Source organism: Legionella fairfieldensis ATCC 49588, assembly GCF_000621525.1.
GTDB lineage: Bacteria > Pseudomonadota > Gammaproteobacteria > Legionellales > Legionellaceae > Tatlockia > Tatlockia fairfieldensis.
The window spans coordinates 1-23578 of record NZ_JHYC01000018.1; the positions used below are offsets into that span (position 1 = coordinate 1).

The window sequence follows — 23578 nt, forward strand, 5'->3', positions numbered from 1 at the left end:
TTTAAAATCTCTAAATCTGGACATTTGAAACATAACCAAGATAGTCATAATCTCGCTAATCGATAAGCTGCAAGCCGGACCGCGCTTGCTTTTTGTCGGGCCTGTTAGCATATAATGTTCACAATGTTTATCTAACTCGTTGCAGAAATCGTCTATTTCGCAGAAAATATTAACCAGCTGGTGCATGTCCATATCACAAATTCCTTTCGTCGGGAAAAAATTGCGATATTACAATGTTCCAGCTACCTTTTTCTATTTCAAAACAAATTAACCTTTTGATCTATAATGCTTTATTAAAGTTTAAAACCCATTACTGGGGTTTCAAAACACTCGAAACCAAGATTATTAATCTATCTCTAAAATCGAAATGAAGGCAGGTGTCCACGGAATAGGGAATTAAGAAGTATATAACGTCACTGTCTTTCCCGCGCAAGCGCTGAGTGATTCTCTCATTTTTTTGTGTTATTGTTAAACACCTTTTCAATTATTTTCAGGTCATTCCCGTGAAAACGGGAATCTATTTCTCAAATTACACGGTTGTTCTGATTGAAAGACAGATCCCGCCTGTGCGCGGGAAAGACGAGTCATGGAACAAAGTCTGGAAGAGAAAATTTGCATATCCCGTGAACAATTACAATGAAAGTGACTTGCAGAGCACTCCAGAACCAACTTCTCATTAAGCTTTTAGAATATCGGTATCTGAAATTGCTCCAGGCTCATTGCTTATTTATTCCTTAAGTAACTTTTCAACAAGAACTTATATTTACGCTATTTGTCTCTATTTCATTCAAAAGGGCTGCGAAGAATAATGGTCGAATCTCGCTCAGGACCCGTTGAAAGCATATCAATAGGAACGTCCAACAGCGCTTCAATACGCTTAATATAAGCTAATGCATTAGCAGGTAACTGTTTTAATTCTGTTACATCCGCAGTCGACTCTGACCAGCCTGGCATTTCTTCGTAGACAGGTTCCAATCCCTTAAAATCTTCTGCTGCCTGGGGGGGGCGATATAATAACTGACCATTACTATCCCGATAAGCAACAGCAATGCGAATAGTATCCAGACCGTCCAAAACATCAAGTTTGGTCATGCACAAGCCAGTGATACTGTTAAGCTCAATGGAACGCCGTAGTAATACTGCATCAAACCAACCACATCGGCGAGGACGACCCGTCACAGCACCAAATTCATTACCTCGGCTGGCTAATCCTTTACCAATCTCATCAAAAAGCTCTGTCGGAAAAGGACCTCCTCCCACTCGAGTAGTATAGGCTTTGGTGATTCCTAAAACATAATCCAGATAACGCGGGCCAAAACCAGCGCCATTAATTACACTGCCTACACAGGTATTGGAGGACGTAACAAAAGGATAGGTTCCATGATCAATATCAAGATAAACACCCTGCGCTCCTTCAAAAAGAACAGTATCTCCTTTTGTGCGATGTTCATGTAAACAAGTGGTTACGTCACAAATCATGTCTTTCAAAGACTCAGCCCAGATTTGCGCCTCATCAAGTAAAGGCTGTAGTTCAATTTCTGGCTGATTGTAATAATTTTTTAATACAAAATTATGATATTGTAATAAATCAGGAAGTTTTGTTTTAAAGCGTTCAAAATGGACTAGATCACTGACTTTCAATGCCCGTCTTGCTACCTTATCTTCATAAGCAGGGCCAATACCGCGACCTGTAGTACCAATTACAGTAGCCCCTTTAGAATTTTCACGCGCCTTATCCAAAGCAACATGACAAGGCAAAATTAAAGGGCAAGCCTGGCTAATACGCAGGCGACTCCGAACATTAATTCCCTTATTTTCCAGTTCTTTAATCTCATCAAGCAAGGCTTGAGGAGAAAGAACAACCCCATTGCCAATATAACACTGCACATGAGGACGCAACATACCCGAAGGAATTAAGCGTAATACTGTTTTTTCCCCCTTTATTTTTAAGGTATGCCCGGCATTATGCCCACCTTGATAGCGCACGACCGCTTGTGCATCATGCATTAACAGATCAACGATTTTGCCTTTTCCCTCATCGCCCCATTGCGTTCCTATAATAACTACATTTTTACCCATAATCAGACTCTTTACTCTGCAAATTGATAAATACACACAGCATTGCAAATAAAAAAGGGTTAAGCATGCTTAACCCCATTCAGCAAAATTTGCCATTATAATCATTTTTTGACGCTGGTACCAGACAAAGCGTGCTTAAAATAATCAAAAAATGCGGAGCTTTGATCAAGAACCAAAAGGTCTTCTTTGGAATTAAAACTATTTTCATAAGCTTTCAAGCTACGATAAAAAGAAAAAAAGTCTTTATTCTTACTGAATGCTTCAGCATAAGTTGCTGCTGCCTCTGCCTGACCACGCGCTTTAACCATTTGTCCTTCACTTTGTGCCTTGGCAAGGAGAACTGTTACTTCCGCATCTGCTGAGGCTTTAATGGCTTCGGCAGTTGCATTACCATCCGCACGATGTCGATTAGCAATTTTTTGCATATCAGCACGCATTCGTTGATAAATAGCATTGCTTGTATTTTCCGGGAGTTCTATCCCTTTAATACGAACATCAACGACTGAAATACCAAGCTCAGCAGCCCGCTCCTCCGCATTATCACGTAAAGCATCCATTACATCATCACGGCCACCTGATACAACCTCGGAAATAGTACGTTTACCAAACTGCGCCCGCAAAGAAGTATTTAACTGTTGTTCCAGCAAAGTTTCCGCTTTCAGCTCATTTCCTCCTGTTGACTTGTAGTAACGTGCCAAATCATCAATTCGCCACTTGACATAATAATCAACAATCACATCCTTTTTTTCCTTTGTAACTATACGCGATGACTTGATATCCAACGTTTGAATACGAGTATCAAAAACACGAATGTTTTCAATAAATGGCATTTTAATATGCAATCCAGGTCCTAATATTTTGGTATTTCCATTGTCATTCACCAAACGTCCCAAACGCAGCAAAATACCATGCTGTCCCTGATTAATAGTGAAGACACTGGCAAGCAGGATCATAAGAATGATAAATGCCAGAATGCCCAAGGTTGTTTTTTTTGCATTCATTGACTAATTTCTCCCAATATCGCCACTATAAGTGCGCCGTGTAATATCACGACTACGAACTGCCAGACTCTCTGTGCCCTCATCATTCGCAACCGAATGAGCACTACCTATCGCGTCCGCTGCTTTAGGCAGAACATTGATAGGCTTCATTAATTTGTCGAGAGGCAAATATAAAAGGTTATTCGCTTTATTATCAACAATAATTTTACTGCTTTGGGTTAGAACCCGTTGCATCATTTCCAGATACATTCGTTCGGAAGTTACACCAGGTGCCTGAATATATTGGGGTAACAAAGCCAGGAACTCTGCCACTTCACCCTTGGCTTTAAGAACCACCTGCTGTGCGAAAGCCTGTGCTTCTTCGCTGATACGCTTGGCATTTCCCTCAGCAATAGGAACCACCCGTGCCTGATAGGCAAAAGCCTGCTCCTTGAATCGCTTTTCATCTTCCTGTGCCTTAATCGCATCATCAAACGCATCCTGAACGTTTTCTGGCGCCCTGGCAGGTTGTGGCGATACATTCACTATCACAATACCCGTCTTGTATTTTTCGAGAATCCTGGTTAAAGAATCCTGTACACTGGAACCCCAGGCTTCACGTCCTTCAGTAATAATCTGATCAAGGGTAGTTGTTCCGACAACCTGCCTTAAAGCACTGGAGGTTGCCTGCTGTAAACTTTCCTGTGGATCGGTAACATTAAACAGATAGTCTTGAAGATCACCAATACGATACTGTACAACAAGAGAAACCGCTACGAGATTTTCATCTTTTGTCAGCATTTGAGCAGCATAAGAATAATCGGAAACACGCTCCACATTCTGCACAATTTTTGAAGAGATAATGCGTGGAATCCAATGTGGCCCGGCCCCTACTGTTTTCACGTATTTACCAAAACGAAGAATTGCTGCCTGCTCACCTTCATCAACGATAAATACACCTGAAAGCGCCCACAGGATAAAAATAATCAAGACAGCCAATAAAGTAAGAAAACCACTATTTTTATTTGACGATGAATTTTTATCAGATTGACCGGAACTACCAAAAAAAGTTTTTTTTAATTTTTCCTGAAAACGCTTTAACGCTTCATCCAAATCCGGCGGCTGATTTTTTCCGCTCCACGGATCTTTATCCTTATCAGGCTCATTCCATCCCATCTATTTCCCCCACTGATCTACAGAAAATAGAATTCTAGGAGGTATGCTCCGTTTAAGCAAGCCAACAAATGGAATTAAGACTTATATTATCGGGGGTGCGGATCAATTACCGCCGGATATATATTAAATCCCAGACACCATGCCCCAAACGTTTACCTCTCTCTTCAAATTTGGTTAATGGTCGGCTGAGAGGTCGCGGCGAGTAACCACCTTCTGACTGACTATTCACTAGCCCCGTTTCAGCCGATAAAACAGCAAGCATGTGCTCCGCATAGTCTTGCCAATCGGTCGCACAATGAATAAAACCACCCGGTTTTATTTTTTTTACCAGTAAACTGATAAATTCTGGCTGGATTAAACGTCGTTTATGATGGCGTTTTTTATGCCAGGGATCAGGGAAAAAAATTTGCACCCCTGTTAATGAATTATCTGCTAAATGATGCTTTAACACGTCAACAGCATCATGCGTAACAATCCGCACATTGGTTATTTCATGATCATGAAGATCCGCAACCAGGCTACCAATACCTGCTTTATGCACTTCAATCCCAATGAAATTGTGTTCAGGTTGTTGCCGGGCCATGGTTAACAACGAAGCCCCCATGCCAAAACCAATTTCAACAATAGCAGGTGCTTCTCTGGTAAAAACACGCTGTAAATCCCAGGGACTATCTTCTAAAGTCAGTTCATAATGATCTAACCAGTGATCAAGCGCCTGTTGTTGTCGGTTGCTGACCCGACCAGCACGCAAAACAAAACTTTTAATGGTTCGTTGCATTTTTCTTTACTCTTCCTACGCTTAATTTTGGGGCGAACCATTATCTTGAAAAAAATAATTACGCGCTACTAGCAGGATAAAATAACAAGCAAATCATTTTTGTTTACTTAATGATCAAAAATGATTGGATCATGGAATCATTCATTAGTGATAAAAATTTTCACCTTCTCTGTAGAAAATAAGTGAAAACATTGCATAATGTGCCATTTTTTGCTATAAAACCGCTCTTGTATTTTACACCCGGTCAATTCGCCTGGCGAATGCAATTAATTTTTACAAAATAAAAATCTACCGAACACTTTGGAGTATACCATGTCAAGAGTATGTCAGGTTACTGGCAAGCGACCAATTACTGGCAACAATGTGTCGCATGCTAACAATAAAACAAGAAGACGTTTTCTCCCTAATATCAAAAAGCATCGTTTTTGGGTTGAAGAGGAAAATCGATTTGTTACCCTTAAGGTAAGCACAAAGGGTATGCGTATTATCGATAAATTGGGCATCAAAGTTGTTCTGGACAAGCTTCGTGCTAACGGCGAAAAAGTGTAAGTGAGAGGAAAATACTATGGCCAGCAAGATTAGAGTTAAGATTAAGATGGTATCTACAGAAGGGAAGGGTTATTTTTATACCACCACAAAGAACCCCAGGGAAAATCCTGAAAAATTGGAACTGCGGAAGTATAACCCTGAGCTTCGTAAACACGTCCTGTTTAAAGAAACCAAAATCAAGTAATTTTTGTACCTTGATGAAGCAATCAGCGACATCAAGGAGCAGCGCTTTTTGTCGCTTCATCATCATAATCACTTAAACATTGATTCTATTTTTCTTTTGAATCAACTATTTTGATTAATTATTTTTCATACTAGCAAATTATTGTGTCCTTAAAAAAATGCTTTCTTAAAATCCTTCAAAACCCTACTGGATAATCATTCCGAATCAGTTAAACTTAAGGAAAGGCGATGAAAAAACAAAGAGGAATTGCATGAAGCCATCGTTGCAACTTAGTATTAGTCAACAACTAACACTTACCCCTCAACTCCAACAAGCAATTCGTCTGTTGCAACTCTCAACTCTGGATTTGCAACAAGAGATTCAGCAGGCTATCGAATCTAATCCAATGCTTGAAGTAATTCCCCATGAGGACAAAGAAGAACATCGATTGGAAGATAAAAAAAATCACGATGAGTTCGCTGATTTCCAATGGTCCCAACTTTATAGTCAGTCAAGCAAAAGAGCCAGTTTTGATGATTTTGATTTTAATTATGAAAACCTGCATTGCTCAACCACTAACTTACAGGAACATTTACGCTGGCAACTGGGTTTAACCCCCATGTCTGATGTAGACAGAGTTATTGCTACTTCACTTATTGATGCCATTGATGATGACGGGTTTTTAACACTACCGCTCACAGAGCTTCATGCCTGTTTACACAGTGAAGCCTATCCTATAGAAATGGAAGAAATAGAAGCGGTTCGCCATCGCTTACAGCATTTTGATCCTGTGGGCTGTGCCTCCACTAATTTAGCGGAAACCTTGCTGGTACAATTGGAACAACTCCCCAAAACCAGTACCGAAGTCAATCTGGCCAAACAGATTATCCGTAATGACATTGAATTACTGGGTGAACATAATTATCGTCAGTTAATGAAGAATTATCAGATTAATGAAGCAAATCTGGACAAAGCACTTCATATTATTCAACGCTTGAATCCCAAACCTGGAAGTCTGATTCAACAGGAAGTAACTGAGTATATCATCCCGGACCTTATTGTAAAAAAAATTGAGGGCGTCTGGCAGGTTCATTTGAATCAAAATACCCTGCCCCGTCTAAGTATTAATAATCATTATGCCGCCCTCATACAACGCGCGGATAATAGTGCGGATAATCAATTTTTAAAAAATAATCTCCAGGAAGCCCGTTGGTTTTTAAAAAGTATACAAAGCCGTCAGGAAACGTTGCTAAAAGTCGCCCGTTGTATTGTGGATTATCAGCAAGATTTTTTTGAACAAGGCGATGAAGCAATGAAACCACTCATTCTCAATGATGTAGCACTTGCTTTAGATATGCATGAATCCACTATTTCACGAGTTACCACCCAAAAATTTATGCATACCCCACGCGGAGTGTTTGAACTAAAATATTTTTTCTCAAGCCATGTCACTACAGCAAATGGTGGAGAATGCTCATCAACAGCCATCCGGGCAGTAATTAAAAAACTAATTGCAGCAGAAAATCGAAAAAAACCATTGAGTGACAGTAAAATTGCTCAGCTTATTGGCGAGCAAGGTGTTCAGGTTGCACGCAGAACGGTAGCAAAATACCGCGAAGCAATGGGGATTGATCCCTCTAATAAGCGCAAAACAATTCGTTGTTAGTTTTATTAATCGAAGGAGAATGTTATGCAAATCAACTTCACTGGTCATAATGTCGAAGTTACACCCGCTTTAAAAGCTTACACAGAAGATAAATTCAACAAGCTGGAGCGGCATTTCGACAAAATTACTTCCATTCACGTCATCTTTGATGTTCAAAAATTAAGCCAAATGGCTGAAGCAACTATTATGATTGCCAAAGGTGAATTGCATGCTCATGCAACGTCTGAAGATATGTACGCATCCATTGATGCCTTAATCGATAAATTAGATCGACAACTTATAAAACACAAAGAAAAAATTCGTGATCATCGCGAATAATCGCAGAGACAAAAAGAGTATTGTCAAAACTTAATGAGCGCGATTAAGGATCGCTCTGAGTAATAATTGATTAGGTGGCTTGGCAAAACCACTCACACTCCACTTAACTTAACTTGCTCTCACTGTCCGAATTCCCGCTGTCAAGCAGCGGGAATTCAAAGACTGGAGGCGTTTTTACCCATCTGATATTTTACATAAAAATAACTGATGCATTCATTGTAGAAAATAACAACACATGTTACATTGTTGGCGCTATGATAAAAATTGAAATTACCATCATTAACAAGTTAGGTTTGCATGCTAGAGCTTCTGCGAAATTCGTTTCTCTTGCCTCTCGATTTCAAAGCCACATTGATGTTACTAAAGGCACTAAAACGGTTAATGGTAAAAGTATTATGGGTATTATGATGCTTGCTGCCAACAAAGGCAGCGAATTAACTTTACAGATTGAAGGGCCAGACGAAGTAGAAATGGGAGAAGCTATCGTTGAGCTAATTAACAACTACTTCGGGGAGACTGAATAAGTAATTAAGTTAATCTTTTTGTAAGCTTCACGGGATATGCAAATTTTCTCTTCCAAACTTTGTTCCATGACTTGTCTTTCCCGCGCACAGGCGGGAATCCATCCATAAAATTAGCACCATGTCTAATTTGTAGATAGTTTCCCGCCTGCGCGGGAAAGACATTGACGTTATATACTCTTAATTACATACTCCGTGAACACTTACTCTTTTTTTCTATGCTCCCGCTCCCGAATTAAATCTTTGTGAGATTTGCGCACACGCCGCAAGGTGATCAGCATGTGCACGGGACCTGACAACGCATAAAGCACAAAACCTGTAAATAAAACAACCGCCGGATCTGCCGCAATAGCCACAAAGAGGATTATCATTAATAAAAAGTATAAAAAAGGTACCTTTCCTTTGAAATCCACTTTCTTGAAACTGTAATAACGGATATTGCTGACCATCAACACTGCGGCAATGACTGTAATGATCGCTGTTAATAACGTAACAACGCCATTTTCAAATTGATTTTGATGGCAAAACCAGGTAAATGAAGCAACGATAGCAGCAGAGGCCGGACACGCCAATCCCTGGAAATAACGTTTATCAGCAGTAGCTACCTGGGTATTAAAACGTGCAAGACGTAAAGCGACCGCGGCTGTATACATGAATGCGATTAACCAGCCTACTTTACCTAAAAGATGGAGATCCCAGCTATAAAGCAGTAATGCTGGAGCAACCCCGAAAGTGACCATATCCGATAAACTATCATATTCAGCCCCGAATGCCGTTTGAGTGTTTGTCAAACGGGCAATACGTCCATCCAGGCCATCAGCAATCATGCCAATAAAAATCGCAATAGCTGCGATTTCATATTGCGATTTCAATGAAGCAACAATTGAATAAAAAGCTGTAAACAAACTGGCTGTAGTAAATAAGTTAGGCAACAAATATATTCCCGAAGGACTCTCTTTTTTATTCACAAATCGGATCTCATACAAATTAAATCATCTATATGCTAGCATAGCAGACACTCTGTTTACCATTACTTCGTTATTTAACCAGGATGGTGTTATACTAGGCAAACTGTTTTTAATGTATGGCAATAATGACCGGTTCCGGAAACAAAAAAATTGTTATCGAAGGTGTTACTTCCCAGGGCAAGCCTTTTCGTCCCAGTGATTGGGCGGAACGTATGAGCGGAACGATGGCCAGTTTTAAAAACAGCCGCATCCATTACTCGCCCTTGCTACAGCCCAGTGTTAATACAGAAGGCTATAAATGCATCCTGCTGGACCCAACGCTTAAAGAATCCAGTCCCCACATCTATCAGGCGATTTTAGATTTCGCAAAAACCAACAACTTAAAAATCTGCGGTGAAAACGATTAGGGAAATAGTGAAATCAATACGTCTTAATAGCCCTGCATATTTTTGACTGTCAGGGTCAAAGAGGTTAATTGTTCCAATACATAATTTAAAAAAGAGGCGGTATTCTCAAAATTCATAGCCAGAACCCCGGCACAGAGGAAAGCCAAACCTTTAGGCCCATGCTGTACTCCGGGTTCGCTAGCATGCACTAATAGCACACAACCACGAATAAACCAAAGAACACCCGCCGTTTGAATAATCAATCCCATTGAATTATAAATATCATAAGGATTGTAGTTGGCATATTGGAGAATATTTCCAACACCAAAAGCCGTATTAGTCAATGCAGAAAAAGCAGAAGGCATAAAAAGAAGGGCAGATCCTCCTATAAAATAGGCTAAAGGTACAAAAATTTTTTCCTGAGAATGGCCACCTGCGCCCCCTATCTTTTTAAGTTTTGACAACGCTATCATAAAAAAAACGATACCCATGAGGTATGCCAGACCTGAAAGAAGGTGTTGGATAGGGAAAAGGGATCGGCTTAGATTGCCAATCATTTGGGTCAAATCAGTACTATTCATAGTCTAATTATATCTCAATTCATTGGCCAGCTCTTGCAATGCATAATTTTTCCCCTATATTAGTGACTTTCTCACAATGTTGTAATTATTATGCAAGTCAACACCTTTCCAATTGTCCTGGAAGATAGTTTTATGCTTTCTTCTTACGTGAAGCACTTTGTTTTTAGTGTAGAACAATCCCCTCCCTTTGCTTACCTGGCAGGTCAGTTTATTACCATTCATTTTGAACGAGACGGTAAAATTCTTAAACGCAGTTACAGTATCGCTAATGTGCCCACACAAAACAACCGCATTGAATTTGCGGCAGGCTATGTTGAAGGTGGACCTGGTACAGAGTTACTATTTAATTTAAAACCAGGAGACACAATTAATATTACCGGACCTTTTGGGCGTTTAATTCTTAAAGAAGACATGCCTAAACGCTATATTTTAGTGGCAACCAGCACGGGCGTAACGCCTTATCGGGCCATGCTGGAGGAGTTAAAACAGCGTCTGCAAATCAATCCTGAATTACAAGTCATTATCTTGCAAGGTGTGCGGACACAAGCAGATATTCTTTATGGCGATGATTTTGTTCGTTTTGCCGCTGAATACCCTCAACAAGTCAGTTTTCGCGCCCATCTGAGTCGCCCTGCAAGCGAAACATTAAGCGCCTGCGAGCATTCAGGCTATGTACAACATGCATTTCCTTCTCTTTCGCTTAATCCCGAGGAGGATCTTGTTTATTTATGTGGAAATCCCGGTATGATCGACGAGGCATTTAGCTATCTGAAAGAACAAGGCTTTAGTATGCAGCGCATTATTCGTGAAAAATATATTTCAGCACCAACAAAATAAATAGGAGAATTAATAATATGTATTATGATGAATTATCGGCCACTATGGAGCAGTTATTACAGGACGGTAAAGGTATTTTAGCTGCGGATGAAAGCCAGGGGACCATTGGTAAGCGCTTTGACTCAATTGGTATTGAAAATACGGAAGAAAACCGTCGTGATTATCGCCTGTTACTCGCATCAACACCTGATCTCGAACAATATATTAATGGCGTTATCTTATTTGAAGAAACCTTTACTCATAAAGATGAAAAAGGCATTGCAATTCCCGCTTTATTTGCTGAAAAAGGTATTGTACCTGGCATTAAAGTAGACAAAGGATTAGTGACTCTCGCTAACACGGACAATGAAAAAGTAACTCAGGGTCTGGATGGATTAGCCGAACGTTTACAACATTTCAAAAATTCAGGCGCACGTTTTGCAAAATGGCGGAATGTTTATAGTATCAGCGAATTTACACCCAGTTTGACTGCAATTAAGGCAGGTGCGGAAATGCTGGCTCGCTATGCGGCAATTTGTCAATCAGCAGGCATTGTTCCCATCGTTGAACCTGAAGTCTTGATGGATGGCGACCATTCTATTGAACAATGTGCGGAAGCCTGTGAAATGGTTTTACATGAACTCTTCCATGCATTATTTATCCATCAAGTAGAACTGGAACATATTGTGCTTAAACCAAGCATGGTAACCTGCGGTAAAAACGCGCCTTCCTTCAGCGCTCCTGACGAAGTGGCCGATTATACAATCAGCGTATTTCGTAGCAATGTGCCTGCTGCCGTACCTACTATTAACTTTCTTTCCGGCGGCCAGACACCACAACAGGCAACAGCCAATTTAAATGCTATTAACAGCACAGGTTATCAGCCCTGGAATCTGAGTTTTTCTTATGGGCGTGCCTTACAAGAAGATTGTTTGCAAGCCTGGGCAGGGAAAAAAGAAAATATTAAAATAGCTCAGGAAGCCTTGCTTAAACGCGCTCGGTTAAACAGCGCAGCCTGCTTTGGTGAATACCAGGACAATATGGAATAATTTGAGTTTATTTTAACGCACCAATATAGCGTAATTGCAATAGCCTGGGTGGATAATTTATTTATTCAGGCTGCAATTTATCAACAAACTCAAAGCGCGCCAGTAAAGGAATATGATCCGATAACATACGCCATGGTTTTCCTTGTAAACACTGCACATCCACAACCTGCATACCGCGATAATAAATACGATCGACACAGAAAGCAGGTTTAATTGCAGGAAAGGAACGCGCATGTCGCCCTTTTAAACTATAAAAAGCCTCTTTAATATCTAACTCATCAGCTAATAAATCAGAGAGATGATGACGCCAGTCATTGAAATCACCGGCTATTAATAAAGGTTCATGTTCGGGTACCATTTCACTGATACGTTGCATTAACGCACGACATTGGGAAGCGCGCTCTGCTTTAAATAAACCCAAATGAACACAGAGTAAATGCACAGTGACAGGTGCCCCATTCCCTTCTATTTTTATTTGTCCATGTAAAATACTTCGAGAAGCACGGTTTATAGAAGATAAATTAATATTTTCAAATCGTTCAAAAACATATTTGCTCAGGATGGCATTACCATGATGGCCTGATTGATAAATAGCGTTTTTTGCATAAATAAAATGCGGCCAGATTTCCTCCGCAATGTATTCGAATTGTGGCGTTTCAGGCCAGGCATGAATACGTTTTTCCCGTCGACGATGCTCCCCTTGCACTTCTTGCAGAAAAACAAAATCCGGATTTAACGCGGATAATGCTTCACGCATCTCTGGTAATAGGAAACGCACTTTTCCTAAACCAAATCCCTTGTGAATATTATAGGTGATCAACGATAAACTTCGCAGATTTTGTTGCATGGCAGAATTTATTAAAGGAAGTCATACAAGCATATCACTTGTAGCTTTCATGCAATATACTAATATTACTATGAATTATTATTTTTCTGATGAATACCATGCACACCTCAACGCTCTCTATCCCCGGATTTACCATTGCCTACAAGAGCTGGGGAGATGTCAACCTGCCTCCTTTACTCGCCTTGCACGGCTGGCTTGATAATGCAAATTCTTTTGATCCACTGGCTTCTTATTTATCTGAACATTTTCATCTGATAGCAATTGATTTACCTGGCCATGGTTATTCATCCCATTTACCTTCAGGATGTTATTACCATTTTACCGATGCTATTTTTGTTACGCTGCAAATTATTAAAGCACTAGGTTTTGATCAAGTCCATTTACTAGGCCATTCCATGGGAGCTTGTCTGGCCAGTCTTGTTGCAGGTGTAGCACCTGAGCACATTCTCTCGTTAATGTTGATAGAAGGTTTAGGCCCTTTTTCCAGCCCGGAACAAACATGTCGTGAACAATTAGCTTATTATGGACACTATTTAAAAAGTAACGCCAAAAGAGCAAGATCCTACTCCTCGCCACTATTGGCAGCCCAAGCGCGAGCCAAACAGGGTTATTTATCATTGGAATATATAGAAATTCTTTGTCAGCGAGGATTAGAAAAAAAAGGAGAGGTCTATTATTGGCGCCACGACAGGCGTCTTCTAAACGCAAGTCCTCTTCGTATGACTGAAAACCAAATCCTTTCTTGTCTTGAAGGTATTGTAGCCAAGAGTTTTTTAATTTGGGCTGATCAAGGTTTTGCTTTTCACGATCAAATTATGCGTAAGCGCATGCAGGCCGTAAAGCACTTAAAAGTGATAGAACTGGCGGGCGGACATCATGTTCATATGGAGAAACCAGACGCCGTTGCACAGCGCCTGATTGAGTTTTCAACCCTTAAATAGCACAATTTTTGTAATTAACCGCAACCTTTGCCAACGCTTTTTTAACATCGTCTATAGAAAAACCTAAGTCATAAGCCGCATTAATAACGCCACAACCTGCTTCATCAAAGGTGGTATTAGGTGTCCAATAATCCATATTAGCCTTAACCATAATATCAAACGCTTTACGAGTATTCCAACCTGGCGTATTGGCTATCAAATAAAACAAGCGATTATAGACACCACTGGAAAAATGGACATTTAGTCTGGGGGAATATTTATCAGCAGAATCAATCGATAAACCATCCCGGCTTGGCTTATCCATATAACGTAAAGCACCTCTGCCACTGGACTCTTTCATAATTTCGGCAGCAATTTCCCAGTTGTTGGCACCCGTTGCATAAAATTCAGCAGCCTTGGCAGCCATGTCAGAAAATGCTTCATTAATACCGCCCGAATGTTTACGATACTCAAGATTTGAATGCTGTTCCGTAAAACCGTGACTAATTTCATGCGCACCAATATCCAGAGAAACCAAAGGATAGAGTACAGAATTGCCATCGCCAAAAGTCATTTGTTCACCATCCCAATAGGCATTGTCATAGCCTTCGCCATAATGAACCCGCATCACCAGTTTCATTGATTTACCATTTTGAGATAACACATCCACGCCATACCAATCCTGATACATGCGTTTAATGATCTGTCCCGCATACAACGCGTCATTGCTCGGTGAAAAAGCACCATTTTCACGGTCATAACCGTCTGCTTTGTAACCTGTCCAGAATAAAAATGGATCGGCTGCATCGTTGTTCACCACGCATTTAAATTTCATGGCTTTATTAGAGGAACGATAAGTATGATGCATATCAATGACTTTTACCGCCTTATTTTCCATGTAGCACATTTCTGCAGCGTTATCTCGTGTTAAATCCAATAAAGGATGGGTTTTTCCAAACACATACTCGCCTGTTTTATTATTACCCCCATACCCCATCCCCTTCACTGGCGTAGATTGAGCGATTGTTTTAATATCATTCCATTGTATAAACGGTTTATAGGATTTGGCATCGAGAATGGCTGTTGGCCTTTCCGGTATTTTATCGTCATGACGGATATACACGCTGACGCGATAAGCCCAGTGTGCCTTCTGTTTCCCATCAATATACACGATAGGTTTTACTTGCTCTTCACTGATATCTTTGCCTTGGAATTGATTTTTAAATTGGGCCAACGCCATAGCTCCATTTTTAACAAAATCGTTTGCCGCGTCTCCTAATTCATCCTGGAGACCACGATACACAGTACCATTCATTTTTACACTGGCCTGACTAGTGAGCAAAGTAGACGCTTTACTGCTGCTATGAATAATTGCATAGCCTCCATAGACTAAAAATCCTGCGTATTTTTGTTGCATACGAATATGAGTTATTTGATTATGATCAGTATGTTGTCGAATAAACTCCAGACTATTCAGCGAGGGAAAATTTGAAACTTGTTTAGAATTTGGTAACACTAGATGAAATTGCTGTTGCAAATTGGTAAATGATTCTTTTTGCAATACAACCGCTTCAGTTGCTCCGACAGCAGGAGTTATCAGTGTCAGAGAAAGCACGAGGGAAGGCAAATGAAAATTAGGGTTCATTAATTAATTCTCCTTAAAATTACGGGTCAAACTCATTCGAATGCCCATACCGTTGCTATACCCACCTGGCGAAGTCATCAATACGATTACCAATAATTTGATACACTGTGATTTGCGCTGCAAAACACATCCATCAATAAATTATTGGGAGAAACATAGAAATGACCTACCCTCTACCCTCTTCGGCAATTACAGAAGAAGCTAAAGCGTGTCAGCAACATTTGTTGGACTTACTCCCTGAGTTCAAATTTTCGAATTTAAGGTTAAAGCTATTTTCCTGAGGTTGGCCTTAACTAAATCCGGGACGCCATTTTAGCAGGCTCTGAATAAATTAAAAGAATTTTGTTACGGGAATTTGTGCTGGACAAAAAATTCAAAGAGTACCGAATTGCCGCCGAAAACCGGCATCCCATGTATTATTAAAAATTCCTATGAAGGGATATTGATTTTCTTATCTCAAAAACAACAAGCCATGACAGGATTATTGGGGCATCCCCATAATTTAATTTCAATTTGCCCAATGACCTATTATTATTCATTGATTATTACTTGGTCTGGACTAAAACTATTATGAGTACCATCACTACAAACTTGCAGCTCGCTCTTTCCCGGTTAAAAGCGGGTAATGTGGTTGCTATTCCCACCGAAACTGTTTACGGTCTTGCCGGAAATGCAGAAAATGAAGACGCCATTAAAAAAATTTACACTTTAAAAAACAGACCGCTTAATCACCCTTTAATTATGCATGTCGCTGAAAATTGGGATTTATCGCGCTGGATATCTGTTATTCCTGATTATGCCTATACGCTCATGCAACAGTTCTGGCCTGGCCCGCTTACTTTGGTGATGCAAAGTACCGATGAGGTAAGCCCTCTCATAACCGGTGGACAAACCACTGTTGCTCTGCGTGTACCCAAACATCCAATGGCTCAGGAGCTTTTACAACAAACCGGTTTTCCGCTGGTAGCTCCCTCCGCAAACCCTTTTGGAAAAATCAGCCCGACCACTGCTGAGCACGTGCAAGACAGTTTTAAACACGACGAATTAATCATTCTCGATGGCGGACGTTGCCAGATAGGGATTGAATCCACTATTGTTGATGCGACCAATCCGGAAGGATATCAAATTTTGCGGCATGGATTACTTGAAGAATCCGTTATCGAGACGATTATACCAGGAAGGCAATTGAAAAACACAAGTACTCTTCGAGTACCCGGCAGATTAGACAGCCATTATCAACCAGAAAAACCATTGTACTGTTTTGCAAATCCCGAGGCTATAATAACGTTTTTTCAACAGACCAATAGCCCGGTTTATGTCTTATCTTTTGCTCCAATACCGCAACTCAATACTGATTTATACTACCAATTACCTGACAACCCCGAGCAATTGGCTTTTGAGTTGTATTATCAGCTTCGCCGGGCTGATCAATCAAGGGCCGCCATGATTGCCATTGAATTACCTCCTGAACAAAGCCAATGGCAAGGTATCAGGGAACGTATTTTAAAAGCCGGACAAAAATAAGATTACCATCAATGAATACATCCACTGTCTTTTTGATTTTAAATGGGTTGGCAAAGTATCCTAAAGTAAGCACATTGAATTTAATTTAAAATGACAGATTGTGCACCCAAAAAAGATATATTCCAGAATTTCCTGCGATTATGCAGGAATATGCCGATATCCTCTCACATCTGGACATTATTGAAAAGTTCAGGCAGAATCCTTCCATTTTGGGAAAATCAGCATCAACCATGAAAAAGATACTTGTCCTTCATGGACCTAATTTAAATCGTCTTGGACTACGCGAACCTTCAATTTATGGTTCAATGACTTTGACTGATTTAAATAAAACATTAGTTAAACAAGCCGAGGCGGCTAACTTTAAGATAGATTGCCAGCAAAGTAATTCGGAGGCAGAGCTAATTGCGCTTATTCATCAGGCAGCTGATAATAAAATTGACTATCTTATTGTTAATCCCGCTGCGTTTACCCATACAAGCCTTGCGCTTCGTGATGCTCTGCTTGCTACATCCTTACCTTTCATTGAAGTTCATATCAGTAATATTCATGCGCGAGAAGCCTTTCGTCAGCATTCTTATTTTTCTGACATAGCGCGGGGGGTTATTAGTGGATTTGGCGTTGGAAGTTATTTTCTGGCATTACAGGCAATCATAAACGAATTTAATTAATAGAGAGTTATTATCAATGGATATCCGCAAAATTAAAAAATTGATCGAACTGCTGGAAGAAACAGGCATTTCGGAAATTGAAATTAAAGAAGGTGAAGAATCAGTACGTTTGAGTCGTCACAGTTATTCTCCGGAGAGGTCGCAACATTATGCCGCCCCCACGCAGCAATTTATAGCCCAGCCAGCTCCTGCGGTATCAGCCAATCCAGTCAGTGTCACTGACGCCAAACCTGCCCAATCCGCCAAACCAGGACATAAAGTACGTTCCCCAATGGTTGGAACCATGTACACTTCCCCATCTCCTGATGCAGCTGCTTTTGTGACCATTGGCCAAAAAGTGAAAGTAGGAGATACGCTGTGCATCGTTGAAGCCATGAAAATGTTTAATGAAATTGAAGCAGACAGAGCGGGTAAAATTGTCGATATTCTCGTTGCCAATGGCGATCCGGTTGAATACGACCAACCCCTGTTTATCATTGAAGAATAAAGGGTAAAATTGATGCTCAGTAAAATTGTTATCGCCAACCGTGGCGAAATTGCACTGCGTATTTTACGCGCCTGCAAGGAATTAGGTATTCAAACTGTTGCTGTACATTCGGATGTCGACAAGGATTTATTACATGTCCGTCTTGCTGATGAAACCGTTTGTATTGGTCCTGCCAACTCACAAAAAAGTTATTTGAATATTCCGGCTATTATTTCTGCGGCAGAAATCACTGACGCCGTTGCCATCCATCCTGGCTATGGTTTCCTGGCAGAAAACGCCGATTTTGCCGATATTGTAGAACAAAGCGGTTTTCGTTTTATTGGTCCCAAAGGTGACACGATTCGATTAATGGGCGATAAAGTATCTGCCATTGCGGCCATGAAAAAAGCCGGTGTTCCCTGTGTCCCCGGTTCTGATGGTCCACTGTCTGACGATGACGCCCGAAATCTGGAATTAGGCGAACAAATTGGTTTTCCAGTCATTATTAAAGCCGCAGGAGGCGGTGGCGGCCGAGGTATGCGCGTTGTTCATAATAAAGCGAACTTGCTTAATGCAATTGCTTTAACCCGTAGCGAAGCGAAAGCTGCTTTTAATAACCCAACTGTCTATATGGAAAAGTTTCTGGAAAATCCCCGGCATATCGAGTTTCAGGTTTTAGGGGATGGTAAAGGGAACGCCATTCATTTGGGAGAACGCGACTGCTCTATGCAACGTCGCCATCAGAAAGTATTGGAAGAAGCGCCTGCACCTGGTATTACGCCTGAATTACGACAAAAAATCGGCGAATCGGTAGTGAATGCCTGCCAGGAATTAAAATACCGCGGCGCAGGCACTTTTGAATTTTTGTATCAGGATGGCTGCTTTTATTTCATTGAAATGAATACTCGTATTCAGGTGGAACACCCTGTCACTGAAATGATTACCGGCATTGATTTGATTAAAGAGCAAATTAAAATTGCCAGCGACCTGCCTTTTACGCTTAAGCAAGAAGATATTCAATTAAGAGGTCATGCCATAGAGTGTCGAATTAACGCTGAAGACGCGAAAACCTTTATGCCCTCCCCCGGAACGATAAGACTTTTGCACCAACCCGGCGGTCCCGGCATACGTTTCGATTCACACATTTACAGTAGTTACACGGTACCGCCTAATTACGACTCCATGATAGGTAAATTAATCAGCTATGGTGAAACCCGCGCCGAGGCTTTTGCCAGAATGCGAAATGCGCTGGACGAAATTATCATTGAAGGGATTAAGACCAATATTGAGCTACATCATCGCATTCTTCATGATCAGGCATTTACGCAAGGGGGCACCAATATTCATTATCTGGAAAAAATGTTGAAGGAGTAAAGAAGTGTGGTACCAACTTCAAATTGAACATTGTCACCGCGATGAAGTCGATGGCTTAAGTGAAGCACTGGAAGAAACTGGTGCTTTGTCCATTACGTTAACGGATAAAAATGATGATCCCGTTTTGGAACCAGAACCAGGTACAACACCTCTGTGGCCTGATGTCATTATCAATGCACTTTATACAGAAAAGGAAGATGCCGAGCGGGCAAAAGAGATTTTAAGACAACAAAATGATCATTTATCATTCACAATTAATCCATTAGCTGATAAAGATTGGGAACGAGTCTGGATGGACGATTTTAAACCTCAACGTTTTGGCCAACGCTTATGGATTTGTCCGTCATGGCTGGAGCCTCCGGAAAAAGGAGCAGCTAACCTTATTCTCGATCCAGGCTTAGCCTTTGGCACGGGCACTCATCCAACGACCTCTCTTTGCCTGACCTGGCTTGATCAGGCTGATTTGCATAATAAAACGGTTATAGACTATGGCTGTGGTTCCGGAATCCTTGCCCTGGCCGCATTAAAACTGGGGGCAGCAAAAGTTCATGCAGTCGATATCGATGCACAGGCTTTGCAGGCTACCCACAATAATGCGCTGGTTAATCAAATCACCGATCATCAATTGAAAACTGATTTTCCGCAGATATTAAAAGAGCCCTGTGATCTCCTCATTGCCAATATCCTGCTAACTCCTCTTGTTAGTTTATGCAGTCGATTTAAAGAACTAATTAAACCGAATGGAATATTGGTTGTATCCGGTATTTTAAATGAGCAGGCTCCTGAATTAATTGCGGCCTATCAAGCTGATTTCACACATCAATTATTAACTCAACAGGAAGGCTGGTCGCTGCTCGTCTTTACTCGTTATTGAAAGCAGTAAGTTAGCCAATAACAACCAGCGACTACATCAGACATGAGGTAACCAACTTGCAACCCGATATAAAAGCAGGCGACTGACGGTTGGCACTTTAGTCATTCAAAGCATTGTAAATATCCATAAAAGTGGATATTTTATTTATGCTAATGGGCACGTGCAAACGGCGGGCAATATCTGAGGCGGAAAAAATACCCCGAATGTGGTGAGGCTCCCCATCAACAACAAGAAAATGCTGTCGTCCCTGATTTTTAAGCGTCTCCACAATATCGCTGATTCTGGCTTTCTTTACTTCTCTAAAATCAATAGCCTTTAAGCAACTTTTGGGTGTCATCACTTCATTGACAAAAATATCAGAGCGAGGAATATGGTTAACCCGAGACATTGCTTTTTCACCAATTAAATCCTCATAAGCCAAGGTACCCACAAATTCACCCTGCTGATTTAAGACTAATTTTAATTTAACATGCGTTTTCTTCATTAAATTTTCAGCCGTTACCAGATCGATATTTTGATCGATTATCCGCGGTTCTGTCTTTTTAAAATCAGTGAAAATATCCAATGCAGGTGAATCAAGCGTTATCTCAAAATCCTCATTCGGTGTAATCAAGTGGGTAATATGATCGAGCTCGTATGTTTTTAGAATCATGGTCTTGTTCCTTTTGTCACTACCGATAAGACAACCTACCCTCTTAACCCAAATGTAGAACAGAAATTGGATTAATACAATTTCAGCCATAAGCGATAACGATCCCAGTCAGCTAAATTTAGCCCTCCCCTTTTACTTTCTGCTGCTTCTAGTGTTGCCTGATTATCATTGCTAGAATGTATTTATAGCCGAAAATCAGGTGCCCTGTGCGACAACCTATTCTAAAAACAATCGTAGCCATCACCCGGACCGGTTCAGGCTCAAGTCGCTGGTTTCCAGGTTTAAGTCTTTTTTTACTGATACCTTTTGTTTTTGCTACTCCTGCCTTGACAATCGGTCAATTAACTAAAATTGCTATTCAAAATAATAACGATTTAAAAGCCGCCCAATATAACATTGCACTAGCGAAAGCACGTTTAGTACAAGCCGGATTATGGCCCAATCCGAGTTTAAATTTAGCCGATATAGACGATCGATGGTTAACTCATGAAGGAGAATATACCCGTAGCGGAAGTTTTAGTCAGGCATTCCCTGTTTCGGGTCGCATAAGCAAACAAAAAGATGTTGCTCGCATTGACATAGCTATTGCCTTAGCCGAAGTGAGAAATGCCAAACGGCAACTTAAAGGGATGGTTGCTGATTACTACTACGCCATTCTTATTACTGATCGTCGTTTAAAACAATTAAAAACGCTTTTAGCAATCAACAAGAAGCTGGTACAAGTCACCCAAAATCGTTTTCAGGCAGCAGAAGTTTCTGAACTGGATACCAATACCGCAAGTCTGGAGTTTCAGCGTATAAGACAAGAAAAACAACTTTTAGAAAATTTACGCATTAGCCAAACTACCCAATTAAATCAATTACTGGGACGAGAGGCGACAGCACCTGTCGTATTAGATCAAACGTTGCCCCTCAAGGCACACCTCCCGCCAACACTCTCTGAAATACAGGCCCTTGCAATAAAGCAACGTCCCGACATGCAAATGCTGTGGTTCAATGTAAATCGGGCTAAAGCCAATCAACAACTTGCCCGCAGTGAACGCTGGGCTGACTGGCTCATCGGAATCGGCGTCCAACAAAACAAACTGGTTGTACAAGGCGCACCGCCTCAAATTGCCGATCGGGCTGTAAGTATTGGCGTGACTATTCCCCTACCTCTACTTAATTCGAATCAGGGGCGTATTATGGAAGCTGGTCTTGCTGGCACCCAAGCATTAAAAAAAATACAGGCATTGCAACTAACCATCCAAACTGAAATAGTAAGCAGTTATACGCAATTAAAAACGTTACAAGACGCTATAAAGTTAGCACAGATGAATACTGTAAAACTGACCGCTCGTAATGTTACATTAGCAAGAAATGCTTATAAAAATGGCCAGATTTCTTTACTGGAAGTTTTACAAATACAACGTCAGCAGAATGATTTGCAAACAGCGTATCTCAACATGCTCGAAAAATACGTGCAAGCTCTGGTTCAATTTTGCACATCCATAGGTCACGGAGACAATGCGTTATGTCCTTATCTGACAAATAAAAGGAATTTATATGCATTCACACGGCATTCCTGATTTCAAATGGCATCAATCTTATCTGCCTGTAAGTTTAAAAGTTCTTCTTCTTTCTTTGTTTATTACTAATCTGGTCCATGCTCATGGTGAACATTTTGAGATGACTTCACAGCGCCAGAGCATTTTACGTCTTAGTGAAGAACAAAGAAAAATGATCGGGCTAAAAACAGTAAAGGTAATTCCGCGTACTTTGGAACGACGATTAAGTTTAAATGGCGAAATGCAATTATTACCTGATGCACAAGCTGATGTCAGCGTCAGAATTTCGGGCAACGTTACCGCGTTGTATGCTAATTTAGGCGACAAAGTAAAGGTAGGTCAGCCACTGATTAAAGTACAGTCTCTCCTGATTGGTGATCCTCCTCCCAGTGTAGTGATGAAATCTCCAATGGCAGGTATTATTGATGCGCGTAATGTCAATCTGGGACAAGCAGTGGTACCCAATACAGTCCTTTTCCACATTTCCAATCGTACCCAACTTATAGCCCTTGCTAAAGTTTATGAAGAAGATTTAGGTCAAGTAAAAGCAGGACAAGAAGCCGAGCTGCAAGTATTAGGTTATCCACAACGTGTTTTTAATGGTAAAGTGATTCTTATCGAGCCGAATCTTGACCCCATAACACGAACTGTAAACGCTCAAATACTGGTTACTAATACACAGGATTTACTAAAACCCGGCATGTTTACACGAGTTAATCTTATTTTACAGAAACACCCCAAGGCGCTTACCATCCCTGATGCTGCTATTATTGAAGCCAACGAAAAAAAATTTGTTTTTAAACGTCAGAGGGATACCTATCGATATGTTCCGGTAACAACAGGTATCACTACCCATAATTATACAGAAATTCTTAGTGGGTTAGCTGCCGGTGATGAAGTGGTTACTCAAGGAAACCGGCAGCTTTATACCCTTTGGCTTACAGGGTATCAACCTCAGCCAACAGGAGATACTTCTTCATGAGAGAAACCAGAGTGTCAACCAGGATTCGCGAATTGGAAGATATACCAGG

General features: G+C 40.8%; 25 protein-coding genes and 1 pseudogene. 16 read left to right on the forward strand and 10 right to left on the reverse strand.

Going from position 1 to position 23578, the window contains the following annotated elements:
• The 5 genes and pseudogenes from T345_RS15330 to trmB all read right to left on the reverse strand — a co-directional run.
• Nucleotides 1-192: pseudogene (locus T345_RS15330) on the reverse strand (IS982 family transposase); the annotation flags it as partial.
• A 591-nt stretch (nt 193-783) separates the two neighbouring features.
• On the reverse strand, nt 784-2079 hold the full coding sequence (locus tag T345_RS0106285) for an adenylosuccinate synthase (RefSeq protein ID WP_028388595.1): 1296 nt from the start codon (nt 2077-2079) through the stop codon (nt 784-786).
• A 101-nt stretch (nt 2080-2180) separates the two neighbouring features.
• Nucleotides 2181-3080 (reverse strand): protease modulator HflC, encoded by a 900-nt coding sequence (gene hflC, locus T345_RS0106290; protein ID WP_028388596.1) that lies wholly within the window; start codon nt 3078-3080, stop codon nt 2181-2183.
• 3 nt (nt 3081-3083) lie between these two features.
• On the reverse strand, nt 3084-4235 hold the full coding sequence (gene hflK, locus T345_RS0106295) for an FtsH protease activity modulator HflK (protein ID WP_028388597.1): 1152 nt from the start codon (nt 4233-4235) through the stop codon (nt 3084-3086).
• A 106-nt stretch (nt 4236-4341) separates the two neighbouring features.
• Nucleotides 4342-5013: a tRNA (guanosine(46)-N7)-methyltransferase TrmB gene (trmB, locus tag T345_RS0106300; protein WP_028388598.1), complete on the reverse strand. Its 672-nt coding sequence runs from the start codon at nt 5011-5013 to the stop codon at nt 4342-4344.
• Nucleotides 5014-5325: 312 nt separating this feature from the next.
• Between trmB and rpmB the strand changes: the two genes are divergently transcribed.
• The 5 genes from rpmB (at nt 5326) to T345_RS0106325 (ending at nt 8233) form a co-directional block, all read left to right on the forward strand.
• Nucleotides 5326-5562: a 50S ribosomal protein L28 gene (gene rpmB, locus T345_RS0106305; protein WP_028388599.1), complete on the forward strand. Its 237-nt coding sequence runs from the start codon at nt 5326-5328 to the stop codon at nt 5560-5562.
• Between the two features lie 16 nt (nt 5563-5578).
• Nucleotides 5579-5746: a 50S ribosomal protein L33 gene (gene rpmG, locus T345_RS0106310; RefSeq protein ID WP_028388600.1), complete on the forward strand. Its 168-nt coding sequence runs from the start codon at nt 5579-5581 to the stop codon at nt 5744-5746.
• 250 nt (nt 5747-5996) lie between these two features.
• Entirely contained in the window at nt 5997-7391 is a 1395-nt protein-coding gene (locus T345_RS0106315; protein WP_028388601.1) for an RNA polymerase factor sigma-54, read from the forward strand.
• A gap of 24 nt (nt 7392-7415) precedes the next feature.
• The gene (gene hpf / locus T345_RS0106320) at nt 7416-7709 is read left to right on the forward strand and encodes a ribosome hibernation-promoting factor, HPF/YfiA family (protein ID WP_028388602.1); all 294 of its coding nucleotides are present in this window, start codon (nt 7416-7418) and stop codon (nt 7707-7709) included.
• Between the two features lie 254 nt (nt 7710-7963).
• Nucleotides 7964-8233 carry an HPr family phosphocarrier protein gene (locus T345_RS0106325; protein ID WP_028388603.1) on the forward strand — a complete coding sequence of 90 codons (270 nt, stop codon included), beginning with the start codon at nt 7964-7966 and terminating at the stop codon, nt 8231-8233.
• A gap of 200 nt (nt 8234-8433) precedes the next feature.
• On the opposite strand, the gene pssA is transcribed toward T345_RS0106325, so the two are convergent.
• Nucleotides 8434-9198, reverse strand: coding sequence for a CDP-diacylglycerol--serine O-phosphatidyltransferase (pssA, locus tag T345_RS0106330; RefSeq protein WP_028388604.1), 765 nt, complete (start codon nt 9196-9198; stop codon nt 8434-8436).
• 125 nt (nt 9199-9323) lie between these two features.
• Between pssA and T345_RS0106335 the strand changes: the two genes are divergently transcribed.
• Complete coding sequence (locus T345_RS0106335; RefSeq protein ID WP_028388605.1) at nt 9324-9605, forward strand: DUF3579 domain-containing protein; 282 nt, start codon at nt 9324-9326, stop codon at nt 9603-9605.
• Nucleotides 9606-9628: 23 nt separating this feature from the next.
• Here T345_RS0106335 and T345_RS0106340 read toward each other — a convergent pair whose 3' ends face one another.
• On the reverse strand, nt 9629-10165 hold the full coding sequence (locus T345_RS0106340; protein ID WP_028388606.1) for a hypothetical protein: 537 nt from the start codon (nt 10163-10165) through the stop codon (nt 9629-9631).
• 90 nt (nt 10166-10255) lie between these two features.
• Here T345_RS0106340 and T345_RS0106345 point away from each other — a divergent pair, with 90 nt between their 5' ends.
• Together T345_RS0106345 and T345_RS0106350 are read left to right on the forward strand one after the other, a co-directional pair.
• Nucleotides 10256-11002: a ferredoxin--NADP reductase gene (locus T345_RS0106345; RefSeq protein WP_028388607.1), complete on the forward strand. Its 747-nt coding sequence runs from the start codon at nt 10256-10258 to the stop codon at nt 11000-11002.
• Nucleotides 11003-11019: 17 nt separating this feature from the next.
• Nucleotides 11020-12030, forward strand: coding sequence for a class I fructose-bisphosphate aldolase (locus tag T345_RS0106350; protein WP_028388608.1), 1011 nt, complete (start codon nt 11020-11022; stop codon nt 12028-12030).
• 61 nt (nt 12031-12091) lie between these two features.
• Here T345_RS0106350 and T345_RS0106355 read toward each other — a convergent pair whose 3' ends face one another.
• Nucleotides 12092-12877, reverse strand: a complete 786-nt coding sequence (locus T345_RS0106355; protein WP_028388609.1) for an endonuclease/exonuclease/phosphatase family protein — start codon at nt 12875-12877, stop codon at nt 12092-12094.
• 98 nt (nt 12878-12975) lie between these two features.
• On the opposite strand from T345_RS0106355, the gene T345_RS0106360 reads away from it, so the two are divergent.
• The gene (locus tag T345_RS0106360) at nt 12976-13818 is read left to right on the forward strand and encodes an alpha/beta fold hydrolase (protein ID WP_028388610.1); all 843 of its coding nucleotides are present in this window, start codon (nt 12976-12978) and stop codon (nt 13816-13818) included.
• Here T345_RS0106360 and proA read toward each other — a convergent pair.
• Nucleotides 13811-15442 (reverse strand): zinc metalloprotease ProA, encoded by a 1632-nt coding sequence (gene proA / locus T345_RS0106365; protein WP_028388611.1) that lies wholly within the window; start codon nt 15440-15442, stop codon nt 13811-13813. The two genes, T345_RS0106360 and proA, sit on opposite strands and share 8 nt — an antisense overlap.
• A gap of 570 nt (nt 15443-16012) precedes the next feature.
• Between proA and T345_RS0106375 the strand changes: the two genes are divergently transcribed.
• The 5 genes from T345_RS0106375 to prmA all read left to right on the forward strand — a co-directional run bounded on the left by T345_RS0106375 (nt 16013) and on the right by prmA (nt 20348).
• Complete coding sequence (locus T345_RS0106375; RefSeq protein WP_028388613.1) at nt 16013-16966, forward strand: L-threonylcarbamoyladenylate synthase; 954 nt, start codon at nt 16013-16015, stop codon at nt 16964-16966.
• Between the two features lie 230 nt (nt 16967-17196).
• Entirely contained in the window at nt 17197-17634 is a 438-nt protein-coding gene (aroQ, locus tag T345_RS0106380; RefSeq protein WP_028388614.1) for a type II 3-dehydroquinate dehydratase, read from the forward strand.
• Nucleotides 17635-17650: 16 nt separating this feature from the next.
• Nucleotides 17651-18121: an acetyl-CoA carboxylase biotin carboxyl carrier protein gene (gene accB / locus T345_RS0106385; protein ID WP_028388615.1), complete on the forward strand. Its 471-nt coding sequence runs from the start codon at nt 17651-17653 to the stop codon at nt 18119-18121.
• Between the two features lie 12 nt (nt 18122-18133).
• Nucleotides 18134-19474, forward strand: coding sequence for an acetyl-CoA carboxylase biotin carboxylase subunit (accC, locus tag T345_RS0106390; RefSeq protein ID WP_028388616.1), 1341 nt, complete (start codon nt 18134-18136; stop codon nt 19472-19474).
• 4 nt (nt 19475-19478) lie between these two features.
• A complete protein-coding gene (gene prmA, locus T345_RS0106395; protein ID WP_028388617.1) occupies nt 19479-20348 on the forward strand; it encodes a 50S ribosomal protein L11 methyltransferase in 870 nt (289 codons plus the stop codon).
• Between the two features lie 97 nt (nt 20349-20445).
• Here prmA and T345_RS0106400 read toward each other — a convergent pair whose 3' ends face one another.
• Nucleotides 20446-21000, reverse strand: coding sequence for a CBS domain-containing protein (locus tag T345_RS0106400; RefSeq protein WP_035918339.1), 555 nt, complete (start codon nt 20998-21000; stop codon nt 20446-20448).
• A 239-nt stretch (nt 21001-21239) separates the two neighbouring features.
• On the opposite strand from T345_RS0106400, the gene T345_RS0106405 reads away from it, so the two are divergent.
• Together T345_RS0106405 and T345_RS0106410 are read left to right on the forward strand one after the other, a co-directional pair.
• Nucleotides 21240-22568, forward strand: a complete 1329-nt coding sequence (locus T345_RS0106405; RefSeq protein ID WP_028388619.1) for a TolC family protein — start codon at nt 21240-21242, stop codon at nt 22566-22568.
• Nucleotides 22546-23529, forward strand: a complete 984-nt coding sequence (locus T345_RS0106410) for an efflux RND transporter periplasmic adaptor subunit (RefSeq protein WP_051555162.1) — start codon at nt 22546-22548, stop codon at nt 23527-23529. The genes T345_RS0106405 and T345_RS0106410 overlap by 23 nt, the downstream gene beginning before the upstream one ends.
• The last annotated feature ends 49 nt before the right edge of the window (nt 23530-23578 follow it).